This window comes from Paenibacillus sp. FSL R5-0713, from assembly GCF_037973325.1.
In the GTDB taxonomy this organism is placed as follows: domain Bacteria; phylum Bacillota; class Bacilli; order Paenibacillales; family Paenibacillaceae; genus Paenibacillus.
The window spans coordinates 1,790,143-1,809,163 of sequence record NZ_CP150229.1; the positions used below are offsets into that span (position 1 = coordinate 1,790,143).

A 19,021-nucleotide genomic window follows, 5' to 3' on the forward strand; every position below is an offset into this window, starting at 1 on the left:
TCTTGTAGCCATAAATCAATGGCTGATGCTATTATAAACAGGTATGAAAACATCTGGAAGTACGCACTTTGATGTTCTATAAGAAGAATAAAGTGCCATAGGAACATTGAAGTACCCTAAATGCATGCCTCGAAATGAGCTTAATAATAGAAAAAAGAACAGCAAAAAGATTATGTTTTCACTTAGGATACAGCCTGATTATGGAGGGGTTCAAAAATGACGGAACATGGAGAAACAAGTGCTCCAAAGAAATATAAAGTAGGCGTGGAAGCGGCTTTGGAAGTGATGGGTGGGAAGTGGAAGCCTTTGATTATCTATCACTTGATGACTGGACGGAAACGCACGTCAGAGCTTCGACGATTGATACCGGACATTACGCAGAAGATGCTGACAACACAGCTCAGAGGTCTCGAAAAGGACGAGATTGTGCAGCGCAAGGTATATTCGGAAGTTCCTCCCAAAGTGGAGTATGAGTTAACCGACTACGGCTGGGGACTTAAGCCTGCCCTGGACCATTTATGTTATTGGGGAGAAGATCATCTGGACAAAATCCACGGGGATAAGTTTAAAGTGTTGGAGGACTTTGATTCCGAAGAGAAGGGGGCGGGAAGATGAATGGTGCGGAGCACGCGAAACAGGCAGTGCCCTTTCGTTGTGAAGGCGTGGCTGTAGTTCTGTTGAAGAAGAGCCACGATCAATACCGTGTACTGATGTTAAAGCGGGCGGGTCGGATGTTGCATAATGAATGGTGTTATGTTGGCGGCGGGATAGAGAAGGGCGAGAAGGCATGGGAAGCTGCACTGAGAGAAGTTCACGAGGAAACAGGCATTACGAAAGTCCGGTTGTATTCTGCCAATCAATTTGAACAATATTATTCACCCAAGGAGGAGTATATCTATACCGCTCCTGTTTTTGTAGGATACGTGGATGAAAGCCAGCCTGTCCGATTAAATCATGAACATACCGAGTACCAATGGATGACGTTTGACGAAGCTAAAGACAATGCGGCATTGCCCGGAATTGATGATATTTTGCATTTTGTTGAAAAGCATTTTGCCAGAAAAGCCCCTTCCAAGTGGCTTCGAATTCATGGAGAGAATGATTAGGAGGTAGAACTCATCACATACAAGACGATTTATCCAAGAGCATGGTTGAGCCTACTATGTATGTTGGTCATGGAAGCAATACTCCTCAGGGATGGTATGTACGATAAAAATGGGATTTGGAAGTACTCCCTGATCGCTCTATTGACCTATATTCTGGTTTATATCGTTTTCCTGATCTGGCGGTTATTTTTCACTAAACCCAGTATTACGCTGGAAAGCGATCATGTGATTTCTACGAAACATCAGAGATATGATGCATCTCAGATTGAGTGTATTTTTATGAATTACAGACGGATTGGCATCAAACTCTATGGTAAACGGTTAGTGCCGATGGATCTATGTTTTTATTTTCGACGAGGTCAGGAGTCCGTAGGGGTAGAAGCTGTGCATAAATGGGCAGCGCGAAACGACAAAGAAATAAAACACAGATTTTTTCAAACCTTGGCGTAGACCCGTGCGTCTGTTGAGTATAAGGAATGGTTAAGGCTGAAGATAGGGGAGGCGTAGCGATGCAAACCATAGAGCAATTTCTAACGAGTGATTGGTATAAACAGGTAACAGCTGAAATCATTCAGCTTAAACCTCAGGTCCAATTTGTCGAGCATGCCAGTTTCGAAGCATCGTTGCTGATGGATTCATTTAAAGAACGGAAATATGTACTAGAGGGTTTCGGTGTTTCGGCTCCAACCGAAGAAGAGTGTATACAGTGGATCATGGAGCAGATGGACAGAGACAAGAACCATATCATGTCCTATGTTCTAGCTCGATTAACATTCAGTGAACAGTTGGAAGATGATCCAGATGGAGAATTTCCAGAAGGCGAGGAGCTTGAGGCAGGAAATCGATCTGAAGTGGTCGAGGTATTAGGTTTTACGAGATCTGTTATCGCTAACACCATCATTGAATATGATATGGTCCAAAATCATCCGAAACAATTAACAGCGTTTTTTAAACGCACACATATTCCAGGTGCAGCTAATTTCTCGTCACAAATAAAAAAGCTTTACGCTTCAATCGCAAAGTAGATTCTAAAAATCAGCAGGAGAGGTGCATATGAGATTTTTAACGAAAGAATGGTATGAGCTGTGTCAGCAGACACATCTTCATTTTGGTATAAGAGTACATAGCGGAGCGTATGAGTTCGATGAAAATCTATTTTTAAGGCTATATAAACGAAAGGAAAAAGCGCATGTGGAGCAGGAGCGAGAGCTATATAACTTGGACCCGCGTTTCATGCTGGAGCATGATGGTCAGGTCATGACTCGTGTAGAGAAGGCTTTTAGCGGGGAAGAGATAACGGAAGAGGATCAGATGGTATTTCGCATGCCGCCGGAACAAAGAGCGCATATCGAGAAACTTATTGCAGAGTATGATGTACGCCCTCCGTTTGATGAGAAGAAATGCAAAGAAGAGTACAAAGAATCAATGGAATGGAATTTTCGATATAAGGCAGAGAATTTGCCACAGAAAATCGTTGAACAAATTGCGGATATCCGTGTGTTTACGTTGGGCTACTGTACGAGAGAAGTTATGCTACAGCTAAAGAAACAGAGCGCAGAAAATAGGAGAGAGATGGAGCGTGTATCGAATGAATACCGGGAAGTTATTATAGCACAGGATATTCCGGAAGAAATTCGTAACCGGGTTCAATTTCATGATTGTACAGTGACGGAACTGTTGACAGGGGATGAAGTGCTCATTCGTTTTGACACCCGCGGGGGCTTCACCAATATAAATAAACTTACGCTAGTTGCACCCGAAATCATCAAGCAAGACGGTGGAATTGTAGGCACTTACTGGCTGTATCAGGAGCTGTATCGGATCGATAACGGATATGAGCTTCATGTTCTATTTGATGGAGAGAATATGTCTGAGCTAATTGTTCGCTGTACCGACATTCTTGTAGAGGAAGAATGAGAGAGAACACCAGAGGCTGAATATGGAGGGAATATAGTGAAAATAAGCACCATAGAAACCAAATTAGCTTCAAGATACGACGAGTTTGATCCTGAACAGGATGGGAATAAAAATACGAGATTTGCTGACATCATAATTGATGGTACATCGCTCTATCAAAGGCTGAAAAAACATGATCTGATCCCTTGTCTGGGATGGGGAAGCAATGAATATCAGAGAATTCTTATTGATTATTTTTTACTTAAAAAGCCACATGAATCCCTGCATGATAGATATCCGATTTTAGTATGTCCCTGGTGTGGGGATGAAGAATGTGGGTTTATTTCTGTGAAGATTGATAGAGAAGATGATGTGGTGATCTGGAGAGATTTCATATTGAATGACAAGAAACTGCTGGTGGGCCCATTTAATTTTGATTGGGAAAATTATAAAAAAGCCATCGAAAGTACGTTTGGTACGGCGGGAATTCAGTAAGGGAAAATAGTGATATCCCTAAACATATTGAAATTATATTAAAAGTACTAGGCACCATCATGGTGATCCTGGGGTTTATATGGTTTTGGTTTTCAGAAGAGTTTTACAACTTAGTTTTTTGACAGCAAGGAGTTGAGCACCATTTTCGAATTTATCTGGGCTATAGTGATCTCAATTATAAGTATTATTGTAGTTCTTATCTTTGCGGCAATCATACGGTATGCCGTAGATTCATCCAAAACATCGAAAAAGTTGGATGAATTAATTAAAGAAGTACACTATCTTAAAACTGAAATCAAAAAACAGCAACACCATAAGCAGCAAGATAATAGCAAGCATATTTTTGACGAAAAAGTATAGGGAAATAATTTTAGATCAGAGGCGAGAGATACAATAATATGTTCTCAGAAAGGAACAGACCATGATGAAAGCAAATGGGAATGTACAAGCTGTTTTTATAGACAGAGATGGAACCATCGGTGGTACAGGTCATTTTATTCATCCGAGAGATTTCAGATTATACCCCAATGCTCAAGAAGCCATTATGTGTTTGAAACGAGAAGGAATTATGGTACTGGCGTTTACGAATCAATATCGAATCTCACGTGGAGAAGCAAGTGTTCAGGATTTCGAAGCGCAATTTCGCGAGTACGGATTCGATCACTCCTATATATGTCCGCATGAGCAAGAATGCAGTTGCCGAAAGCCGAAACCCGGGATGCTACTGCAAGCTTCCGAGGAGCATGGTCTGGATTTATCCAAATGCATAGTCATTGGTGATGTGGGAGATACAGACATGCTTGCTGCCCATGCCGTAGGAGCAACCAAGATCATGGTGAGAACAGGCTGGGGGGAATCTTCACTAACCCAATTTAGAGACAAATGGTTGGAGACCGAACCTGATTATATCGCAGAAGATATTTGGGATGCCGTACAATGGATCATTCATGGAAGGGAATCCAGAGAATAAAAAAACAGGAGGTAACTGTGTATGGGCATGTCAGACTATTACAAAAACCTCAGGGACAAGATCGGCAACGAGCTTATTTTTATGCCGGGTGTCGCTGGAATTATCCGAAATGAACAAGGGGAGATCCTGTTCGGTCGTAAACATAACGAATCAACCTGGGGCTTGATTGCCGGAGCCATTGAGCTTGGTGAGACACCGGCGCAAGCGATGGTGAGAGAGGCACTGGAAGAGACAGGTCTAGTTGTTGAACCTGAGAAGGTTATCGGGGTATATGGTGGTGAAGAGCAACGTTTTACTTACAGTAATGGTCATCAGGTCGAATATTTAACTATCGTATTTGAATGCAGGATCCAATCTGGGCAACTCATGCCCGATAATGAAGAGATGAAGGAGTTGCAGTTTTTCCCCGAGGATCAGCTTCCACCCGTGGCAAACCAGTATCCGGATTATATTTTTAGTTCCAAGCAAGAAGAACGAGCCCATTTTGAAAGATAACCCACTGTGCAATTCGAAGCTAACCTCGCCGCATGTTTACCAAATGAATCAAGATCCTAGTTATATGAGGAGAACTATATGTTAATCAATCCAACGGTAAATGAGATCAATAACTTATTCAAGATACATCATATCAACGAAGTGATCACTGAAATTCAACGTTTGTCAGGTACCACCGCTGGACATGTTTATCGGTTGAGTACAAGTCTGAATAAGCACTATATATTAAAATCAGATGAACCTGAACAGATTCACATCGCCCAGCAGTTTTTGGAGACGTATAAGAATTCTTCGTTATTGCCTGAAGTTTTGTTGACTGCTCAGGACAACACTTATCTAATTTACTCCTATATTGAAGGCACAACCCATTTCAACCGTGGACTGAAGAAAGAATGGTTAACTCGTCTGGTGAAAGAGCTGTTCAATACCTATGTGCGTTCTACAGATACGAAATCATGGGGCAGAATGGAGTTCCCGCAGAGGACATGGAAAGAATTCAATCAGATTAGTGTTCAGGAAGCAAAGATGAATATCGAAAGTGTTTTAACGACAGATGATTATCATCTGGTTCAATCCAAAGTGGATCGTCTCTTTCATGAGGAAGAGGAGAGGTTTCTTTTACATGGAGATACGGGGGTTCATAATTTTGTATACGATCAAAATGAACTCATCGGCGTTATTGATCCCTCTCCAATGGTCGGACCTATCCTCTATGATTTCTTGTATGCGTTTAGCTCTTCGCCAGATGATATCAACACCGAAACCTTATTTGCTGCGTTTGAACTTCTGGAACAGGTGGAAATGGACAAATCCAGATTGATCGAGGAAGCTCTGATTCATCTCTATTGCCGAATTGGGCTGAGTAACAAACATCATCCGGATGATCTGCCTGAATACTTGAAGGCATGGGATGGATGGAAGCGATTATGTGAGGAACTCTGAACAAGCAAAGTTTCTACAGCTATCACGGAATGCCTTAGTTCAGACTAAACGATATCGTATCGGATCAAGGAAAAGGTGGCAAGTGCGCCATACGTGTGTATCCGCCTACAAGGAACAATTGAATTTTGATCAAGCCCGGGCACTCTATGACACCCAACGATTGAAGTAAGTGAAACAACCCCAGCATCTCCAGGTTCTTTTCCTCCGTATTTCTGCTTTCACCGATCTTCTCGGCATATCTCCTCTAATCGTTACTTCCCAGTACTGAAGCGTGTGTTATGTCCTGCATTTGTTGAAAATAGTGATCAGTTGAATTATTTTTTTGAAATTTGTGCTTGCCTTAATGTGAACATGAAGCTTTAGGATGTAAAAGAACCGGCCAAATGCATCCAAAAATGAACATAAAGGAGGAGTCAGCATTATGGCTTTTTCGATAAAAGAAGCTTCCGAGCGGCTGGGTTGTCCTGCACATAAAATTCGTTATTACGAGAAGGAGGGACTACTCCCTTACATTAGGCGGGATCAACATGGAAATCGGATGTTCGAGGAAGAACATTTGGATTGGATGAGATTGATGTCTTGTTTCCGGGCAACGGGTATGAAGGTATCTACATTGAAACATATGGTTAGTCTGGCGCTGGATGGTGATTCAACAATTCCACAACGGAAAGCGATACTTCACGAATATAAAGAGGAATTACATCGCCGCCAAAGTGAAATTGCCGAGGCACTTGCAGCGGTGGATAACAAATTGACGATCTATGAAGACATAGAGACAGGAAAGCTTCCTTCAGAAAGCAAGCTGCTAGACCAAATGGAAAGCATCGGCAAAGACTAGACTAATACTAACGGACGGAGAGATGGAGAAATGAAGCAAAGAGTGCTGGGAAATAGCGATATCGTCGTATCTTCGATTGGATTGGGAATAATGGGCATGTCTCCAGGGATGTACGGAGAAACCAATGATGAGGAGTCAATAAAGACCATCCATCACGCGCTGGAAATTGGCGTTACACTGCTAGATACAGCTGACGTGTATGGTAATGGTCATAATGAAGAACTACTGGGGAAAGCGCTGAAGGGGCGTCGCGATCAGGCGATTATTGCTACCAAATTCGCGTATACCCCAAATTATGAGACGTTGAATGGTCATCCAGATTACGTGAAAAAGGCTGTAGAAGCAAGTCTTCGCCGGCTGGATACCGAATATATTGATCTGTACTACCAACACAGGGTAGATCCTCAGATTCCGATTGAGGAAACCGTTGGTGCGATGGCCGACTTGGTTAAAGAGGGAAAAGTCCGCTGCCTTGGCTTGTCGGAAGCATCGGCTTCCACCATGCGCCGGGCACACGCCGTTCATCCGATTTCTGCGTTGCAGAGCGAATATTCCCTGTGGAGCCGGGATATTGAAGACGAGATTCTACCGACCGCGAGAGAACTGAATATTACACATATTGCATACAGTCCATTAAGCAGAGGGTTTATCTCAGGTGAGATACGGAAATTCGAAGATCTGCATGTTAATGATCTGCGCAGATATATGCCGAGGTTTCAAGGAGACAATTTTGCCAAAAATATAGAAGTTGTGGATAAAATCAAAGAGATCGCGATGGAGAAGGTGTGTACGCCTGCACAATTGGCTTTAGCTTGGACAATGGCTAATCACGCATTGCCGATTCCGGGAACGAAGCGAATCAACTATTTGGAGGAAAATGCGAACGCTGCAACCATTGAACTGACACCGGATGACTTAGATCGCATTGAAAAGGTAAGTCCTCAAAATGAGGTTCATGGAACACGTTATATGACAGAAATGATGACGCAGCTTAATGGGTAAAAATGTCCATATAACTTATTATTTCATGTGAAGTAGTTGCTCAGCAAAAATACAAATATGGAATACAAAAGAGACTCTCCTTTAGTGAAAGTCTCTATTTGTATTCATCTCCAATCGTTCTTCATTTATTTCAGAGATAACTTATATACAAAAATAATGGAGTCCCACTTAAGATAATAGTTATTGGGGTAGGGCGGTTCCTTTATCAAAAAAATATTTTCGTTAATTAAATGATTTAAATCGATCTTACTCGTTCGTAATATTTATTGTCTTATCTGTAATAGTCTTACCGTCACTCCCTAATGCTTGAACAGTCATGTGGTGATGCACAGACTTACCTGCAATATTCCAAGTTATTTTCCAACCATCGTTCTCATTGGTATCGTATCCGATCAGTTCTCTTTCTCCCCAAGTCTCTGTTCCTGTTGGAACGGCCCAGAAAAGAAGTGTTTCCGCGTTGGTCGCCTCTACTGTGATATTTATCTCTGTGCTATCAGTAGGAAGTATAATCCAACCTTCTTTTTCGGGAAAGTTAGTCTCAACATTCGTAATAATGGGCAAAGCTTCATTTGTTAGGATAACTTCAGTATCATGATTTTCAGCAGGAGCTTCTGAAGCACAGGCTGTGAGAAGAAGGAAGAGCAGAAGAGACGGGAAAAATGGTCTATTTGTCATGATTATTACCCCTTTCTATTCCTTCAAAGTAATGCTGTCGCAGTCGGTTTGACAATTATATATACCATTGATGATGATGTTTTGTAGTCTATTGTTTTCTCTTAGCTCCTGGTAGTTAAGAAATAGAAGAAGCGTTACCAGTACAAGGATCACTGAAATGAACTTACGGAAGTTTCCCATGAGTAGATATAACCTCCTCGTTATATTAAGAAAATGACGGTGTAAAACCGGTTAATTCGATAATGCTATGTGTATTACATAACACCTGAAAGGCATTAAAGTTACGTGGAAAATGAAAACAGGACTATTCCACTACCGGGAATAAGTCCTGTTTTTATTTACAGCTATTCATATCAATGGTGATGATGGGCGTGAGCATCTGGTTCGTCGCCCTTGACGGTACATAGTACCGAGGTATCATGCAGATGTTTCTCAGACTCCACTTGGAGCGTCACATGTTTGATCTCTTTATGCTCCAGCATATGTTCAATCTTTTGAACCAGGATCTCGGATGCATAGACATCCATCGTTCCATCTACGACGATATGAGCAGTCAGTGCGTTCAGGTTACTGGTAATGGACCAGACATGCACATCGTGTACACCTTTGACACCATCCACTTGTTTAATGGTCTGCACCAGGTCATTCACATCTACATTGGCCGGCGTGCCTTCCATCAAGATATGCAGAGATGATTTGGTGACATAGAACCCACTACGCAATACCAGTGCCGCGACAATGACACTCGCCAATGGATCGGCCCAACCCCAGCCAAAGAACATCATGAGCAGTGCCGCCGCAATGGCCCCAACCGATCCCAGCATGTCGCTGATGACATGCAGATAAGCACCGCGCATGTTCAGGTTATTCTCCGTATCGCTACCACGCATCATGATCCAGGCTACCAGAATATTGACCAGCAATCCGATGACGCTGATGATTAACATGCCTACGGTTGCGACTTCTGGCGGGTTAATGAATCGACCAATGGCTTCGTAGAAAATGTAGAGCGCAATGGCGATTAACGTAATTCCGTTTAAGGTGGCAGCTAAAATCTCGAATCTTCTGTAGCCGTACGTTTTGCCCGTATTCACGGCTTTTTCACCAAACGTGAACGCCAGCAAAGCGATCCCGAGTGCAATGGAATCGGACAACATATGGCCTGCATCCGAAATAAGTGCGAGACTGTTGGTAATAAATCCACCAATGGCTTCAACAATCATATAGACGGTAATAATAATGAAGGAAAACAACAATACTTTTTTGTTATTGGTGGTGTGAGCGTGATCGTGCCCATGGTTATGACTGTGTTGATGTCCAGACATATGAAATCCTCTCCTTTGGAGCGAGGCTCCATTATGTAATATGAATTCTAGTGTGACTATAAATGAATCTTTAGCAAAGGTTACCCACTAACAAATGAATATATGAGCGTTCGTTCATATGTTATGGTTTTATTATAGTTGCGCCTCATAGTAGTGTCAACCAGATTTAAGGAAATGTAAACATACCAAGGTATCTCCGTGCACGTGCTGGCGAATGAGATTGCTTTTGTGCTACCATCTGTGCAGGATCATAGTGAGATGTTCTCGCTACATAGAAGGGCGGACAACGATATGAAACATCTGCTGCTGGCAGACGATGATGCAAATATTCGAGCACTCCTCCGGCATGTCATGACCAAGGAAGGCTATCGGGTACATGAAGCACAGGATGGACTGGAAGCGGTCAAACTGATGCAAGAAACGCCGATCGATCTGGCGATCCTCGATGTCATGATGCCTGGCATGGACGGACTAGAATTATGTGATTACATTCGGCAGCATTACGACATTCCGATTATGTTGCTGACGGCACGAGATCAGCTATCTGACAAGAGAGAAGGTTATTTGAAAGGAACGGATGAGTATGTGACCAAGCCGTTTGAACCCGAAGAACTGGTTTACCGGGTAAAGGCGTTATTTCGTCGATACCATCGCACATCCAGCGATATCATCCGCATGAACCGGATCGTGATCGACCGGAACAATGTGGAGGTTACGGACGGGCAATCCATTCTCTTTTTACCAATGAAGGAATTCGAATTACTCTCACAGCTTGCCCAGTTCCCGGGACGTTTGTTCTCTCGGGATGAACTCATTCGACTTGTCTGGGGAGCGGATTACGAAGGAGATGACCGTACTGTTGATGTACATATTAAGCGACTCCGTGATCGGTTCGCTGATTATACGGACGATTTTGTGATCCAAACGGTGCGGGGCATTGGTTACAAAATGGAGGTGAAAGCACCGTGAGGACCTTGTATGTCCGGGTATTCCTTATTACGGTGGCAGTAATTGTGGTCAGCGGCATGCTCGGTTTCCTTTTGTCGAATATCTATTATCATGCGAAGCTCAAGGACTTCAATGATGAGAAGCTGGTGGGCATTGCAATGCAGATGAAACAATTTGTGGAGCAGCAACCGGACACAAAGGAGCAGTATTTGAACAATGCCGCCGATCTTGGATACGAAATCTATGTGACGGATGGAAAAGGCAACGACCAATTCTACGGCCGCGAATTCCGTGAGAAGGATCTGGACAAGCAAGCAGTAGATCTGGTGCTGAATGGTGAGGTTTATCATGGTGTCGCGCAGTTTCCAAGTAAACCGTTCATTACCGGTTTCTTCGATAATCAATTAAGCAACACCGTGGGTGTTCATTTACAGTTGGGCAATACCAATTACGCTCTCTTTATGCGCCCGGATGTAATCCTGCAGTTCGGTGAGCTGCGTATCTTTTTTGCCCTGATTGGTGCATTTACCATAGGCATTAGTATCTTGATCTTTCTGATCAGTACCCGTTATCTGGTCAATCCGATTGAACGTCTGTCCGAGGCGACCAAGCGGATTGCACAAGGAAAGTATAATCTGAAATTGCCTACTGCACGGCGTGATGAGATTGGTCAACTGGCTCAGCATTTCATGACCATGAGTCGTGAATTGGAGAGAGTGGATCAGGCGCGGCAGCAGTTTGTATCCAACGTATCTCATGAGATTCAATCCCCGCTGACCTCCATTCAGGGGTTTGCCCAGTTGGTGGCAGATCGGGATCTGCCTGAACAGGAACGGGAGCACTATGCGTCGATCATTGAGGAGGAGAGCCGTCATCTCTCCTTGTTGAGCAAGCAGCTGCTTCTCCTGTCCTCTCTGGAACAAGGCAACGAAGATCTGACCAAAGTGGAGTTCTCTCTGCGGGATCAATTCCGGCAAGCGGTTCAGGTGCTGCAATGGCAACTGGAAGAAAAAGAACTGCTGCTTCGGATTTCGGTGCCCGAATCCATCCAGCTGATTGGCAATGAAGTGCTGCTCATGCAAGTCTGGATGAATCTTCTCGGTAATGCGGTGAATCATCTTCCACAAGGAAGAAGCATCGAGATTCATGCCAAGCAGATGGATAACCAGTGTGTGATTCAGATTCGGGATACAGGGGACGGCATTGCTGCGGAGCATCTGCCTTTCCTGTTCGATCGATTCTATCGGGTGGACCGTGCGCGGGAACGTTCTTCCGGACGAACCGGGCTTGGACTTGCCATTGTGCAGAAAATTATCCGAATCCATGACGGTACAATTGAGGTTGCCAGTTCGCCAGCGGGTACGGTCTTTACCGTGACACTTCCGCAGATGTAATCTGTTATTCATTTTCCGTTCATTTTCGCCTCCTATACTTGGGTTATCAAGAGGGAGGTCACACAACATGTACTTGGCTATTCGGGAAATGAGGTATGCCAAAGGGCGGTATGCCTTAATTGCTACAATCATGGTGCTGGTTTCATTTCTGGTACTGTTTGTTACAGGTCTTGCACAGGGGCTGGCGTATGATAACGCAGCTTCGGTCAAAAATATGGCAGCAACCCACTTTGTGCTGGAACAGGATTCGAATCATCGGTTTACCCGTTCACAAGTGGATCAGGATCAGCTTGATCAAGCTCGCTCCGTAGTGGGGAAAGAGAACGCTGAGCCGCTCGGTGTGAAAATGACAACCGTCAGTCCAATGGGCGACACGAAAAAGATCGATGTCACGTTGTTCATGGTGAATCCGGAGGGCTGGCTTGCTCCAGCGGTTACCGAAGGAACTCCGATTACGGATCAGACCAACGGGCAGGTTGTGGTGGATCATAAGTTAGCTGAATCTGGTGTGACGATTGGCACCGTTCTGGTCGATCAAGCTTCGGGGATGAAGTGGACCGTTGGCGGATTTGTACAAAATGAGTCTTTCAGTCACTCTCCGGTCGTGTTCCTGAATGAAGAAGAATGGCATACGCTTCAAGGAGGGACACGGACTACACAAGGTTCGGCCGACACCAATGCCAATGCTCCGATATACAATGCCATTGCGGTAAAGGACGCGGGTGAGCAGGTAGACGGACTAAGTGCTGCAATGCCTAATACGGAAGTCATCACGAAGTCGGATGCCGTATCGGCCATTCCTGGATATAAGGAAGAGCAGGGATCGTTGCTCATGATGATTGCTTTTCTATATGTCATCTCAGCGTTTGTACTTGCGGTATTCTTCTATGTCATCACGATTCAGAAAACAAGTCAGTTCGGCATATTGAAAGCAATCGGAACGCGGAATGGATATCTGGCGGGTAGTGTTTCTTTACAAGTATTCATTCTATCGGTTGGTAGTCTGGTCATTAGCGTACTGTTGGTTCGACTGTTTGAGTCCATTCTGCCTGCATCAATGCCGTTTCAATTAGGTTTATCCACCCTCGCACTGACCTGTGTATTGTTCATCCTGATGTCTATGGCGGGTTCATTATTTTCAGTGTGGAAGGTTACCAAAATTGATGCGCTTGATGCGATTGGGAGGACTGCAGCATGAGAAACCGATTGGTATTACAGGGAATTACCCAGACCTTTGAAGATGGTGGCAGTAAACGCACGATTCTGGATAAGCTCGACCTTGAGGTGGCCGAAGGGGAACTTGTGGCTGTGATGGGGCCTTCCGGCTCGGGCAAAAGTACATTCCTGTCCATTGCTGGCGCACTTCTTGAACCAACGGAAGGACAGGTTCTGTTGGACGGGGCTTCTATTATGGGCAAAAGCAAACAAGATATATCCGATGTACGGCTTCAACAGCTTGGTTTTATTTTCCAAAGTGCCAACCTCATTCCTTACCTGAAAGTAGAAGAACAACTGATGGTGGTCGCGAAGCTCGCCGGAACGGATAAAAACAAGTCGGAGAAACGAGTGGATGAGCTGCTAGATACGGTAGGGTTGACCCATCGGCGGAAGGCATATACGGAAAAGCTGTCTGGTGGGGAGCGTCAGCGGGTCGCTATTGCACGGGCGTTGATGAACGATCCGGCTGTCCTGCTCGCGGATGAACCGACAGCTAGCTTGGATGCGGAGCGCGGGCTGGATATTGTCGCCATGATTGCACGGCTTGTGAAAGAGCAGGGCAAGAGTGCAGTGATGGTTACGCATGATGAGCGGATTTTGCCGCTCTGTAGCCGGGTTCTTTTTTTGGAAAAGGGAAAGCTGGTACAGCATTAGACATTAGGTAAGTTTGTCAGGAATGGAACAATCTGATGTGGTTAAGGACGAGAAGGTCATGTATTCCCTCAAGGGGAAGGTGGCCTTCTTTCTTCATTTTCATCTATAATTGGGAGAAGTATATAAATGAGAGATTTTATTTTACATAGAGAGGAACGGATGCGGTTGAGCAGCTTGAATGCAGAACAATTCCCGGCACTTACTACGTCGATTCATTGGGGCCTTATTGAGGCAGAGTTCAGATTAAATGACATCGTGGATGAAAAGCTGGTGAGCAATATTAGTATCATTCCATTTGTCGGGGATCAATGTGTTGTTTTTCAACTGGATAATGGAGACTGGGAGCTGCCTGGGGGGACGCTTGAAGCAGGTGAGCCGTATATGGACGGACTGAAGCGCGAACTGATGGAGGAACTTGGGGCAGAAATGCGATCCTATCAGATTTTTGGTCAATTCTATTGCACATCCAGTGCGTTGGAGCCATATCGACCGCATATCCCGCACCCCCATTTTGTAAGAATCATCGGTTATGGAGACGTTGAACTTGTAGCTGATCCGCTGAATCCAGAGGATGGCGAGCAGGTAGTTGCGGTGGAGGTTGTTGAGATCGACGAAGCGATTCGGAGATTCCAGAAGCAGAACAGATATGACATTGCTGAGATGTACCAACTGGCTCATATGCTGCGAAAAGAAGCTGAATAGTCAGGCGAGGGCCAGGTATTTTAATTCCAGATAGCATACGGAGGTAATGATGATTCGAGATAAAATTAACGAGCTGCTGGATACTTTACCCGAATTGGAACTGAACCGAGCATATTGGGGAATTGAGCGTATCCATCAGGAATATATGTTCAAGAAGAACTTGCAGGATAAGAGAGTTATCGTGTCCGAACTGTACGAGGAATCCGAAGGGATTGTAAAGCAATGGGATAGCGTGTTTGCCCATAATATCGATGATATGGTCAAAGAGTCTATCCATTATAGCGAGTACAAGTGGCATATGTTCAGTTATGAACAACAGAAATGTCTGACACATGATGAAGCACGAGATGCTTTTGATGCCGAGCAGAAAGATGAAGTATATGTGATGTATGAAAGTGGTGGTTGGGTACTTTTATACGAAAATGCGAATCGGATCATTGCAGCGGATTTTGATTCGGAGCAAGATATCTATATTTTCGACAGGGCGTTTACATGGACGTACGTGTATACGCATGAATCCATGTGTGGCCCTTATTTTTATAAAACAGAACAAGCATGATTTTGAACAAAAGGGGAGTGATATCTTATGCAGGAACTGTTTAAGAAGATCATCAACACAGACGTCAAACCCTTATTGGCCAAACATGGCTATTCCAAAAAAGATCTGAATTTCTACAAAACGGATGACAACCTCATATACAAGTTCAACGTCCAGAAATCAAAGTATAACAGCAGTAGGCATGTGCAGTTTTATATTAACTGTAGTGTCCATTCCACCGAGCTTGCGGAGTTGCAGTCCGTTGCTTTGAGTGGGGCCATATTGGAGAACAAATCGCATTTTACTTGCCGGATCGAGGAAATAGTCCCATCCGCCCCAGACCACTATTCCCTAACGCCTGATGTTGATCAGGACGCTTTATCGAAAGAACTGGTTTCACATTTGGAAGAGGGTATTTCATTTCTACACTCGCTAACAGGGGCCAGAGATATAGTCCATTATTATATGGCGAAGACAGCGCTACATTTAAGTGAAGAAACTTTCCGCTTCCTGCTACAAGCCGGCGATACGGAAGAAGCCAAGTATTATTTACAGCAACTACATGCCAAATACGGAGCCGAAAAGCGTTGGACGATATTTGAAAAGAAATATGCAGCCATTTTTGCTGAGTACGGTTTGTAAGCTTTGCTCCAGACAAATAGCCAAAATGAGGGGATGACATATGAATGATACTCAATATAATTTGAATTTCAATAAACTGTGTAGCGAATTACAGCTTGGTGAATTGATCAGTTCGCCCAAACCAATCTCAGGTGGACTTCTTCATCGAATGTACAGCATTGAAACGACGCAAGCTAATTATGCAGTTAAGGCATTGAATCCACAGATCATGATAAGACCTTCTGCTGTGCAAAATTATATGGATTCAGAAAAAATAGCATACGTGGCAGCTGAACATATCCATGCTCAACCTGCAAAAATGTTAAAGGGCGCTTCTATGCATAACATTGATAATCAATTCTATCTAATATTTGATTGGATTGAGGGTCAATGTTTGGAACAAGATGAAGTCACGATCAATAACAGTTCTCTGATGGGTACGATCCTTGCAGATATCCACAAAACGGATTTTAGACAACTAGAATTGGATAGTTCACAGGTAACTAATCCTAAAACAATAGATTGGATGTTTTATCTGAACAAAGGAAAGAAAGAGAATATAGAATGGATTGAGATTTTGGATTCCAAGTTGGATAAGCTGTATAAGTGGAGCATGAAGGCTAAGCGTTCATCTTCTATGCTAGCATCGGATAGAGTGATTAGTCACAGAGATTTGGAACCTAAGAATGTGATGTGGAGACAAGGCAAACCTATTGTTATCGATTGAGAATCGGCAGGTTATATCAATCCGATGCATGATCTGGTAGAAACAGCTGTGTATTGGTCAGTAGATAGCTCGGGAAATATCAATAAGGGGAAATTCTTGGCTTTTATAGGTGGATATAAGAAGCGAGTGGGCAGTATAACAGCCAATTGGGAAGTGGTTCTGGATCATGGTTTTGCTGGAAAGTTGGACTGGCTCGAATATAGTCTTAAACGGTCACTGTGGATAGAATGTACGGACATAGAGGAACAGTCAGTAGGAACATCACAAGTCATTTGCACGTTGGAGGCTTTAGAACAATACGAAAGCATGATTTCAGATATGAAGAACTGGTTGAATATTTAATTCAGGAGAGATGCCCACATGGCAAACGATAAAGGAACACTCAGAACATGCGAACAAGGACATTCGTATTATAAAAAAAGTGATTGTCCAACCTGTCCAACGTGCGAAGCTGAACGTAAACCGACAGAGGGATTTCTAGCCTTGCTGTCCGCTCCCGCCAGACGTGCCTTGGAGAATGAAGGCATAATCACGCTACTGCAACTTGCGGAGTATACGGAGAAAGAGATCCTGAAGCTGCATGGAATCGGGCCATCTGCCATACCTAAACTGCGAAACGCATTGGAAGAAGAGGGATTATCTTTTAAGAAGTAACCCCTTCACTCCGTTCCTTTAATCCGAACCAGAAGCATAAGTAATCTCCTCTATCGTTACCCGATACAACAAGTTACCTTCACTGAGTAGCAGACGATGTTGGCGAAAATCCTGCCTTGCCTGCTTGAAGGACTTACCATCTCCATTTAGCAAATCAATCTTCTGACCTTTGCCCAATCTTCCGGGCTTCTCTAGTTTCTTAAGTACAAACGTCCCATGTTTACCGTACCCGGCATCGAACAAGAAATGATAACCATCCGTACTGAAGCCGGAGGAACCGGAGATGTTTGGATTCATGAATGTAACGTTGGGTTCACGGGTGCCCCCTGAGATACAACCGAGTTCAAAATCGGTATAGAAGTAGAACCAGACCTGCTTCTCATTCACCACATTGAGTGCGTAACAATCCGCAATGTCAGCTTCACGATTTTCATATCGTTTATTCCCGTGCTCATCCCAGGCCAGCAGACCATATGATCCAATCGGATCGCTCCAACCGTAGTTACCAAATACCCCTTCATCAAAGTAACTGGTCCAGATCGTTCCCTTTTCTGTGACCTGCACACTTTGGATTCCGTCTCCCAACAAAAACTCGCGAATGGTATTTCCGTCTAAATCACACACTTTGGCGTTCAGATCAACCTGTTCATTTCCGTAATTCGTACAGCGTGCTCCAACGAGCAGCAGATGATCATGTAATGGTTGTACGTAATGATAATTAAACGTCTGTCCCCAAATGACAATTTCCTCGATGGTCTGATCTGTCACAATAAGCACTTTGTACGTATAGCTTTGGTTCAATTTACTTTGGACGAACATACCTCGTTTTCTTTTAGGGATCTGATTTATCAGCAGCACATAGACAAGGCCATCACCGCCCCACTGGGTGGAAACGATATCGAAGCCTTCGACATAACTTGAAATATCGGCAAAAGGCAAAAGGTTTACTTTGGAATTGGACATATCCATATCCTCCTTTTTGGACGTCAAATGCAGAGTCACCATCTGCATCTGTATAAGAGCATTATGACGTACACGTACTAAACTGAACATGGCGGAAGTATAGCGAAGGTCTTCTTTGGCTTTCTTGACACACGTAGTACAATAAGGAAGTTGTGTAAAATTCTATATAAGAGGAGGATGGGGAGATAGCTATAAGAAGTGTGACAATACATACAACGCACGTGTAGTAAGGGGAAAGAAGTACCCATAGATTTGATTTGTATGAGTACGATTACGAGGAAGACTCATCTCAGAAAAACTAAAAAACTAAAATGTATAAGGAAGTGTTACGAAGTGGAACCACATATTCAAGAGCAAAAGACAGACTACCGTCCATTAGGCGTATCGGGTTTAGGTGGTTGGCTGATTCTCGTCCAGATCGGATTATTTCTTACGTTGATTTTCCTGGCGCTCCAATTGGTTCTGTATTGTTTGCCCATGCTTACCACAGAGACTTGGGAGTTGCTAACTTCGGAGCAATCTGCATATTATCACCCGCTATGGGGACCGGTCGTTATTTTTGAAACGGTATATAACGCACTGTTTTTAGTGTTTAGCATATATACCATCATTGCTTTGTATAGTAAAAAATCGATCTTTCCTCGTCTTATGATCATGTTTTATAGTGTCAGTCTAGCCGTTAGTGTCATTGATTATTTATTGTTGCTTCAGATTCCGATGGCGAGAGAACTTGAGGATGGAAACTCGTTAAGAGATATTGGCAAGTCGGTACTTACTTGTGCGATCTGGATTCCTTACTTTATCAAATCAGAGCGAGTTCATAATACATTTGTAAGATAAATGGGTTGCAGGAAATGC

Annotated in this window: 24 protein-coding genes; 21 read left to right on the forward strand and 3 right to left on the reverse strand. The window is 43.7% G+C overall.

Features of this window, described 5'->3' with window-relative positions:
- Window positions 1–216 precede the first annotated feature (216 nt).
- The 10 genes from MKZ12_RS08055 to MKZ12_RS08100 all read left to right on the forward strand — a co-directional run bounded on the left by MKZ12_RS08055 (window position 217) and on the right by MKZ12_RS08100 (window position 7,744).
- A complete protein-coding gene (locus tag MKZ12_RS08055; protein WP_091015098.1) occupies window positions 217–615 on the forward strand; it encodes a helix-turn-helix domain-containing protein in 399 nt (132 codons plus the stop codon).
- Window positions 612–1,106, forward strand: coding sequence for an NUDIX domain-containing protein (locus tag MKZ12_RS08060; protein ID WP_124113552.1), 495 nt, complete (start codon window positions 612–614; stop codon window positions 1,104–1,106). Before MKZ12_RS08055 ends, MKZ12_RS08060 begins: the two co-directional genes overlap by 4 nt.
- A gap of 509 nt (window positions 1,107–1,615) precedes the next feature.
- Complete coding sequence (locus MKZ12_RS08065) at window positions 1,616–2,131, forward strand: hypothetical protein (protein WP_339259785.1); 516 nt, start codon at window positions 1,616–1,618, stop codon at window positions 2,129–2,131.
- Between the two features lie 28 nt (window positions 2,132–2,159).
- The gene (locus MKZ12_RS08070) at window positions 2,160–3,023 is read left to right on the forward strand and encodes a DUF4085 family protein (protein ID WP_339259786.1); all 864 of its coding nucleotides are present in this window, start codon (window positions 2,160–2,162) and stop codon (window positions 3,021–3,023) included.
- A gap of 33 nt (window positions 3,024–3,056) precedes the next feature.
- On the forward strand, window positions 3,057–3,497 hold the full coding sequence (locus MKZ12_RS08075; RefSeq protein WP_339261354.1) for an oxidoreductase: 441 nt from the start codon (window positions 3,057–3,059) through the stop codon (window positions 3,495–3,497).
- Window positions 3,498–3,918: 421 nt separating this feature from the next.
- Window positions 3,919–4,467 (forward strand): HAD-IIIA family hydrolase, encoded by a 549-nt coding sequence (locus MKZ12_RS08080; protein ID WP_339259788.1) that lies wholly within the window; start codon window positions 3,919–3,921, stop codon window positions 4,465–4,467.
- A gap of 21 nt (window positions 4,468–4,488) precedes the next feature.
- A complete protein-coding gene (locus tag MKZ12_RS08085; protein WP_339240596.1) occupies window positions 4,489–4,962 on the forward strand; it encodes an NUDIX domain-containing protein in 474 nt (157 codons plus the stop codon).
- A 78-nt stretch (window positions 4,963–5,040) separates the two neighbouring features.
- Window positions 5,041–5,904 (forward strand): phosphotransferase, encoded by an 864-nt coding sequence (locus tag MKZ12_RS08090; RefSeq protein ID WP_339259790.1) that lies wholly within the window; start codon window positions 5,041–5,043, stop codon window positions 5,902–5,904.
- Window positions 5,905–6,325: 421 nt separating this feature from the next.
- Window positions 6,326–6,742, forward strand: coding sequence for a MerR family transcriptional regulator (locus MKZ12_RS08095; protein WP_253432318.1), 417 nt, complete (start codon window positions 6,326–6,328; stop codon window positions 6,740–6,742).
- A 30-nt stretch (window positions 6,743–6,772) separates the two neighbouring features.
- Window positions 6,773–7,744 carry an aldo/keto reductase gene (locus MKZ12_RS08100; protein WP_339259793.1) on the forward strand — a complete coding sequence of 324 codons (972 nt, stop codon included), beginning with the start codon at window positions 6,773–6,775 and terminating at the stop codon, window positions 7,742–7,744.
- A 246-nt stretch (window positions 7,745–7,990) separates the two neighbouring features.
- Here MKZ12_RS08100 and MKZ12_RS08105 read toward each other — a convergent pair whose 3' ends face one another.
- Window positions 7,991–8,419, reverse strand: coding sequence for a hypothetical protein (locus tag MKZ12_RS08105; protein WP_253432325.1), 429 nt, complete (start codon window positions 8,417–8,419; stop codon window positions 7,991–7,993).
- A gap of 353 nt (window positions 8,420–8,772) precedes the next feature.
- Entirely contained in the window at window positions 8,773–9,744 is a 972-nt protein-coding gene (locus tag MKZ12_RS08110; protein ID WP_339259795.1) for a cation diffusion facilitator family transporter, read from the reverse strand.
- Between the two features lie 291 nt (window positions 9,745–10,035).
- Here MKZ12_RS08110 and MKZ12_RS08115 point away from each other — a divergent pair, with 291 nt between their 5' ends.
- The 10 genes from MKZ12_RS08115 to MKZ12_RS08160 all read left to right on the forward strand — a co-directional run bounded on the left by MKZ12_RS08115 (window position 10,036) and on the right by MKZ12_RS08160 (window position 17,200).
- Window positions 10,036–10,713 (forward strand): response regulator transcription factor, encoded by a 678-nt coding sequence (locus MKZ12_RS08115; RefSeq protein ID WP_339259797.1) that lies wholly within the window; start codon window positions 10,036–10,038, stop codon window positions 10,711–10,713.
- The gene (locus MKZ12_RS08120; protein WP_339259799.1) at window positions 10,710–12,086 is read left to right on the forward strand and encodes a HAMP domain-containing sensor histidine kinase; all 1,377 of its coding nucleotides are present in this window, start codon (window positions 10,710–10,712) and stop codon (window positions 12,084–12,086) included. Before MKZ12_RS08115 ends, MKZ12_RS08120 begins: the two co-directional genes overlap by 4 nt.
- Before the next feature lie 67 nt (window positions 12,087–12,153).
- Window positions 12,154–13,284 (forward strand): ABC transporter permease, encoded by a 1,131-nt coding sequence (locus MKZ12_RS08125; protein ID WP_339259801.1) that lies wholly within the window; start codon window positions 12,154–12,156, stop codon window positions 13,282–13,284.
- Window positions 13,281–13,958, forward strand: coding sequence for an ABC transporter ATP-binding protein (locus tag MKZ12_RS08130; protein WP_339259803.1), 678 nt, complete (start codon window positions 13,281–13,283; stop codon window positions 13,956–13,958). Before MKZ12_RS08125 ends, MKZ12_RS08130 begins: the two co-directional genes overlap by 4 nt.
- 126 nt (window positions 13,959–14,084) lie before the next feature.
- Entirely contained in the window at window positions 14,085–14,660 is a 576-nt protein-coding gene (locus tag MKZ12_RS08135) for an NUDIX domain-containing protein (RefSeq protein ID WP_339259805.1), read from the forward strand.
- Between the two features lie 46 nt (window positions 14,661–14,706).
- A complete protein-coding gene (locus MKZ12_RS08140) occupies window positions 14,707–15,219 on the forward strand; it encodes a DUF4275 family protein (protein ID WP_339259807.1) in 513 nt (170 codons plus the stop codon).
- Window positions 15,220–15,246: 27 nt separating this feature from the next.
- Window positions 15,247–15,840, forward strand: coding sequence for a DUF4304 domain-containing protein (locus tag MKZ12_RS08145; RefSeq protein WP_339259809.1), 594 nt, complete (start codon window positions 15,247–15,249; stop codon window positions 15,838–15,840).
- Between the two features lie 40 nt (window positions 15,841–15,880).
- Window positions 15,881–16,546 carry a phosphotransferase gene (locus tag MKZ12_RS08150; protein ID WP_339259811.1) on the forward strand — a complete coding sequence of 222 codons (666 nt, stop codon included), beginning with the start codon at window positions 15,881–15,883 and terminating at the stop codon, window positions 16,544–16,546.
- A gap of 24 nt (window positions 16,547–16,570) precedes the next feature.
- On the forward strand, window positions 16,571–16,888 hold the full coding sequence (locus MKZ12_RS08155; protein WP_339259813.1) for a hypothetical protein: 318 nt from the start codon (window positions 16,571–16,573) through the stop codon (window positions 16,886–16,888).
- 18 nt (window positions 16,889–16,906) lie between these two features.
- A complete protein-coding gene (locus MKZ12_RS08160) occupies window positions 16,907–17,200 on the forward strand; it encodes an RNA polymerase alpha subunit C-terminal domain-containing protein (RefSeq protein WP_339259815.1) in 294 nt (97 codons plus the stop codon).
- A gap of 18 nt (window positions 17,201–17,218) precedes the next feature.
- On the opposite strand, the gene MKZ12_RS08165 is transcribed toward MKZ12_RS08160, so the two are convergent.
- Window positions 17,219–18,163, reverse strand: coding sequence for a hypothetical protein (locus MKZ12_RS08165; RefSeq protein WP_339259817.1), 945 nt, complete (start codon window positions 18,161–18,163; stop codon window positions 17,219–17,221).
- 333 nt (window positions 18,164–18,496) lie between these two features.
- On the opposite strand from MKZ12_RS08165, the gene MKZ12_RS08170 reads away from it, so the two are divergent.
- Window positions 18,497–19,003 (forward strand): DUF2569 domain-containing protein, encoded by a 507-nt coding sequence (locus tag MKZ12_RS08170; RefSeq protein WP_179198456.1) that lies wholly within the window; start codon window positions 18,497–18,499, stop codon window positions 19,001–19,003.
- The last annotated feature ends 18 nt before the right edge of the window (window positions 19,004–19,021 follow it).

Bases quoted from the DNA above. Each gene is read 5' to 3' on its own strand.
- MKZ12_RS08055 (WP_091015098.1), top strand. From the start codon at position 217: ATGACGGAACATGGAGAAACAAGTGCTCCAAAGAAATATAAAGTAGGC.
- MKZ12_RS08060 (WP_124113552.1), top strand. From the start codon at position 612: ATGAATGGTGCGGAGCACGCGAAACAGGCAGTGCCCTTTCGTTGTGAA.
- MKZ12_RS08065 (WP_339259785.1), top strand. From the start codon at position 1,616: ATGCAAACCATAGAGCAATTTCTAACGAGTGATTGGTATAAACAGGTA.
- MKZ12_RS08070 (WP_339259786.1), top strand. From the start codon at position 2,160: ATGAGATTTTTAACGAAAGAATGGTATGAGCTGTGTCAGCAGACACAT.
- MKZ12_RS08080 (WP_339259788.1), top strand. From the start codon at position 3,919: ATGATGAAAGCAAATGGGAATGTACAAGCTGTTTTTATAGACAGAGAT.
- MKZ12_RS08085 (WP_339240596.1), top strand. From the start codon at position 4,489: ATGGGCATGTCAGACTATTACAAAAACCTCAGGGACAAGATCGGCAAC.
- MKZ12_RS08090 (WP_339259790.1), top strand. From the start codon at position 5,041: ATGTTAATCAATCCAACGGTAAATGAGATCAATAACTTATTCAAGATA.
- MKZ12_RS08095 (WP_253432318.1), top strand. From the start codon at position 6,326: ATGGCTTTTTCGATAAAAGAAGCTTCCGAGCGGCTGGGTTGTCCTGCA.
- MKZ12_RS08100 (WP_339259793.1), top strand. From the start codon at position 6,773: ATGAAGCAAAGAGTGCTGGGAAATAGCGATATCGTCGTATCTTCGATT.
- MKZ12_RS08105 (WP_253432325.1), bottom strand. From the start codon at position 8,419: ATGACAAATAGACCATTTTTCCCGTCTCTTCTGCTCTTCCTTCTTCTC.
- MKZ12_RS08110 (WP_339259795.1), bottom strand. From the start codon at position 9,744: ATGTCTGGACATCAACACAGTCATAACCATGGGCACGATCACGCTCAC.
- MKZ12_RS08115 (WP_339259797.1), top strand. From the start codon at position 10,036: ATGAAACATCTGCTGCTGGCAGACGATGATGCAAATATTCGAGCACTC.
- MKZ12_RS08125 (WP_339259801.1), top strand. From the start codon at position 12,154: ATGTACTTGGCTATTCGGGAAATGAGGTATGCCAAAGGGCGGTATGCC.
- MKZ12_RS08130 (WP_339259803.1), top strand. From the start codon at position 13,281: ATGAGAAACCGATTGGTATTACAGGGAATTACCCAGACCTTTGAAGAT.
- MKZ12_RS08135 (WP_339259805.1), top strand. From the start codon at position 14,085: ATGAGAGATTTTATTTTACATAGAGAGGAACGGATGCGGTTGAGCAGC.
- MKZ12_RS08140 (WP_339259807.1), top strand. From the start codon at position 14,707: ATGATGATTCGAGATAAAATTAACGAGCTGCTGGATACTTTACCCGAA.
- MKZ12_RS08145 (WP_339259809.1), top strand. From the start codon at position 15,247: ATGCAGGAACTGTTTAAGAAGATCATCAACACAGACGTCAAACCCTTA.
- MKZ12_RS08150 (WP_339259811.1), top strand. From the start codon at position 15,881: ATGAATGATACTCAATATAATTTGAATTTCAATAAACTGTGTAGCGAA.
- MKZ12_RS08155 (WP_339259813.1), top strand. From the start codon at position 16,571: ATGCATGATCTGGTAGAAACAGCTGTGTATTGGTCAGTAGATAGCTCG.
- MKZ12_RS08160 (WP_339259815.1), top strand. From the start codon at position 16,907: ATGGCAAACGATAAAGGAACACTCAGAACATGCGAACAAGGACATTCG.
- MKZ12_RS08165 (WP_339259817.1), bottom strand. From the start codon at position 18,163: ATGTCCAATTCCAAAGTAAACCTTTTGCCTTTTGCCGATATTTCAAGT.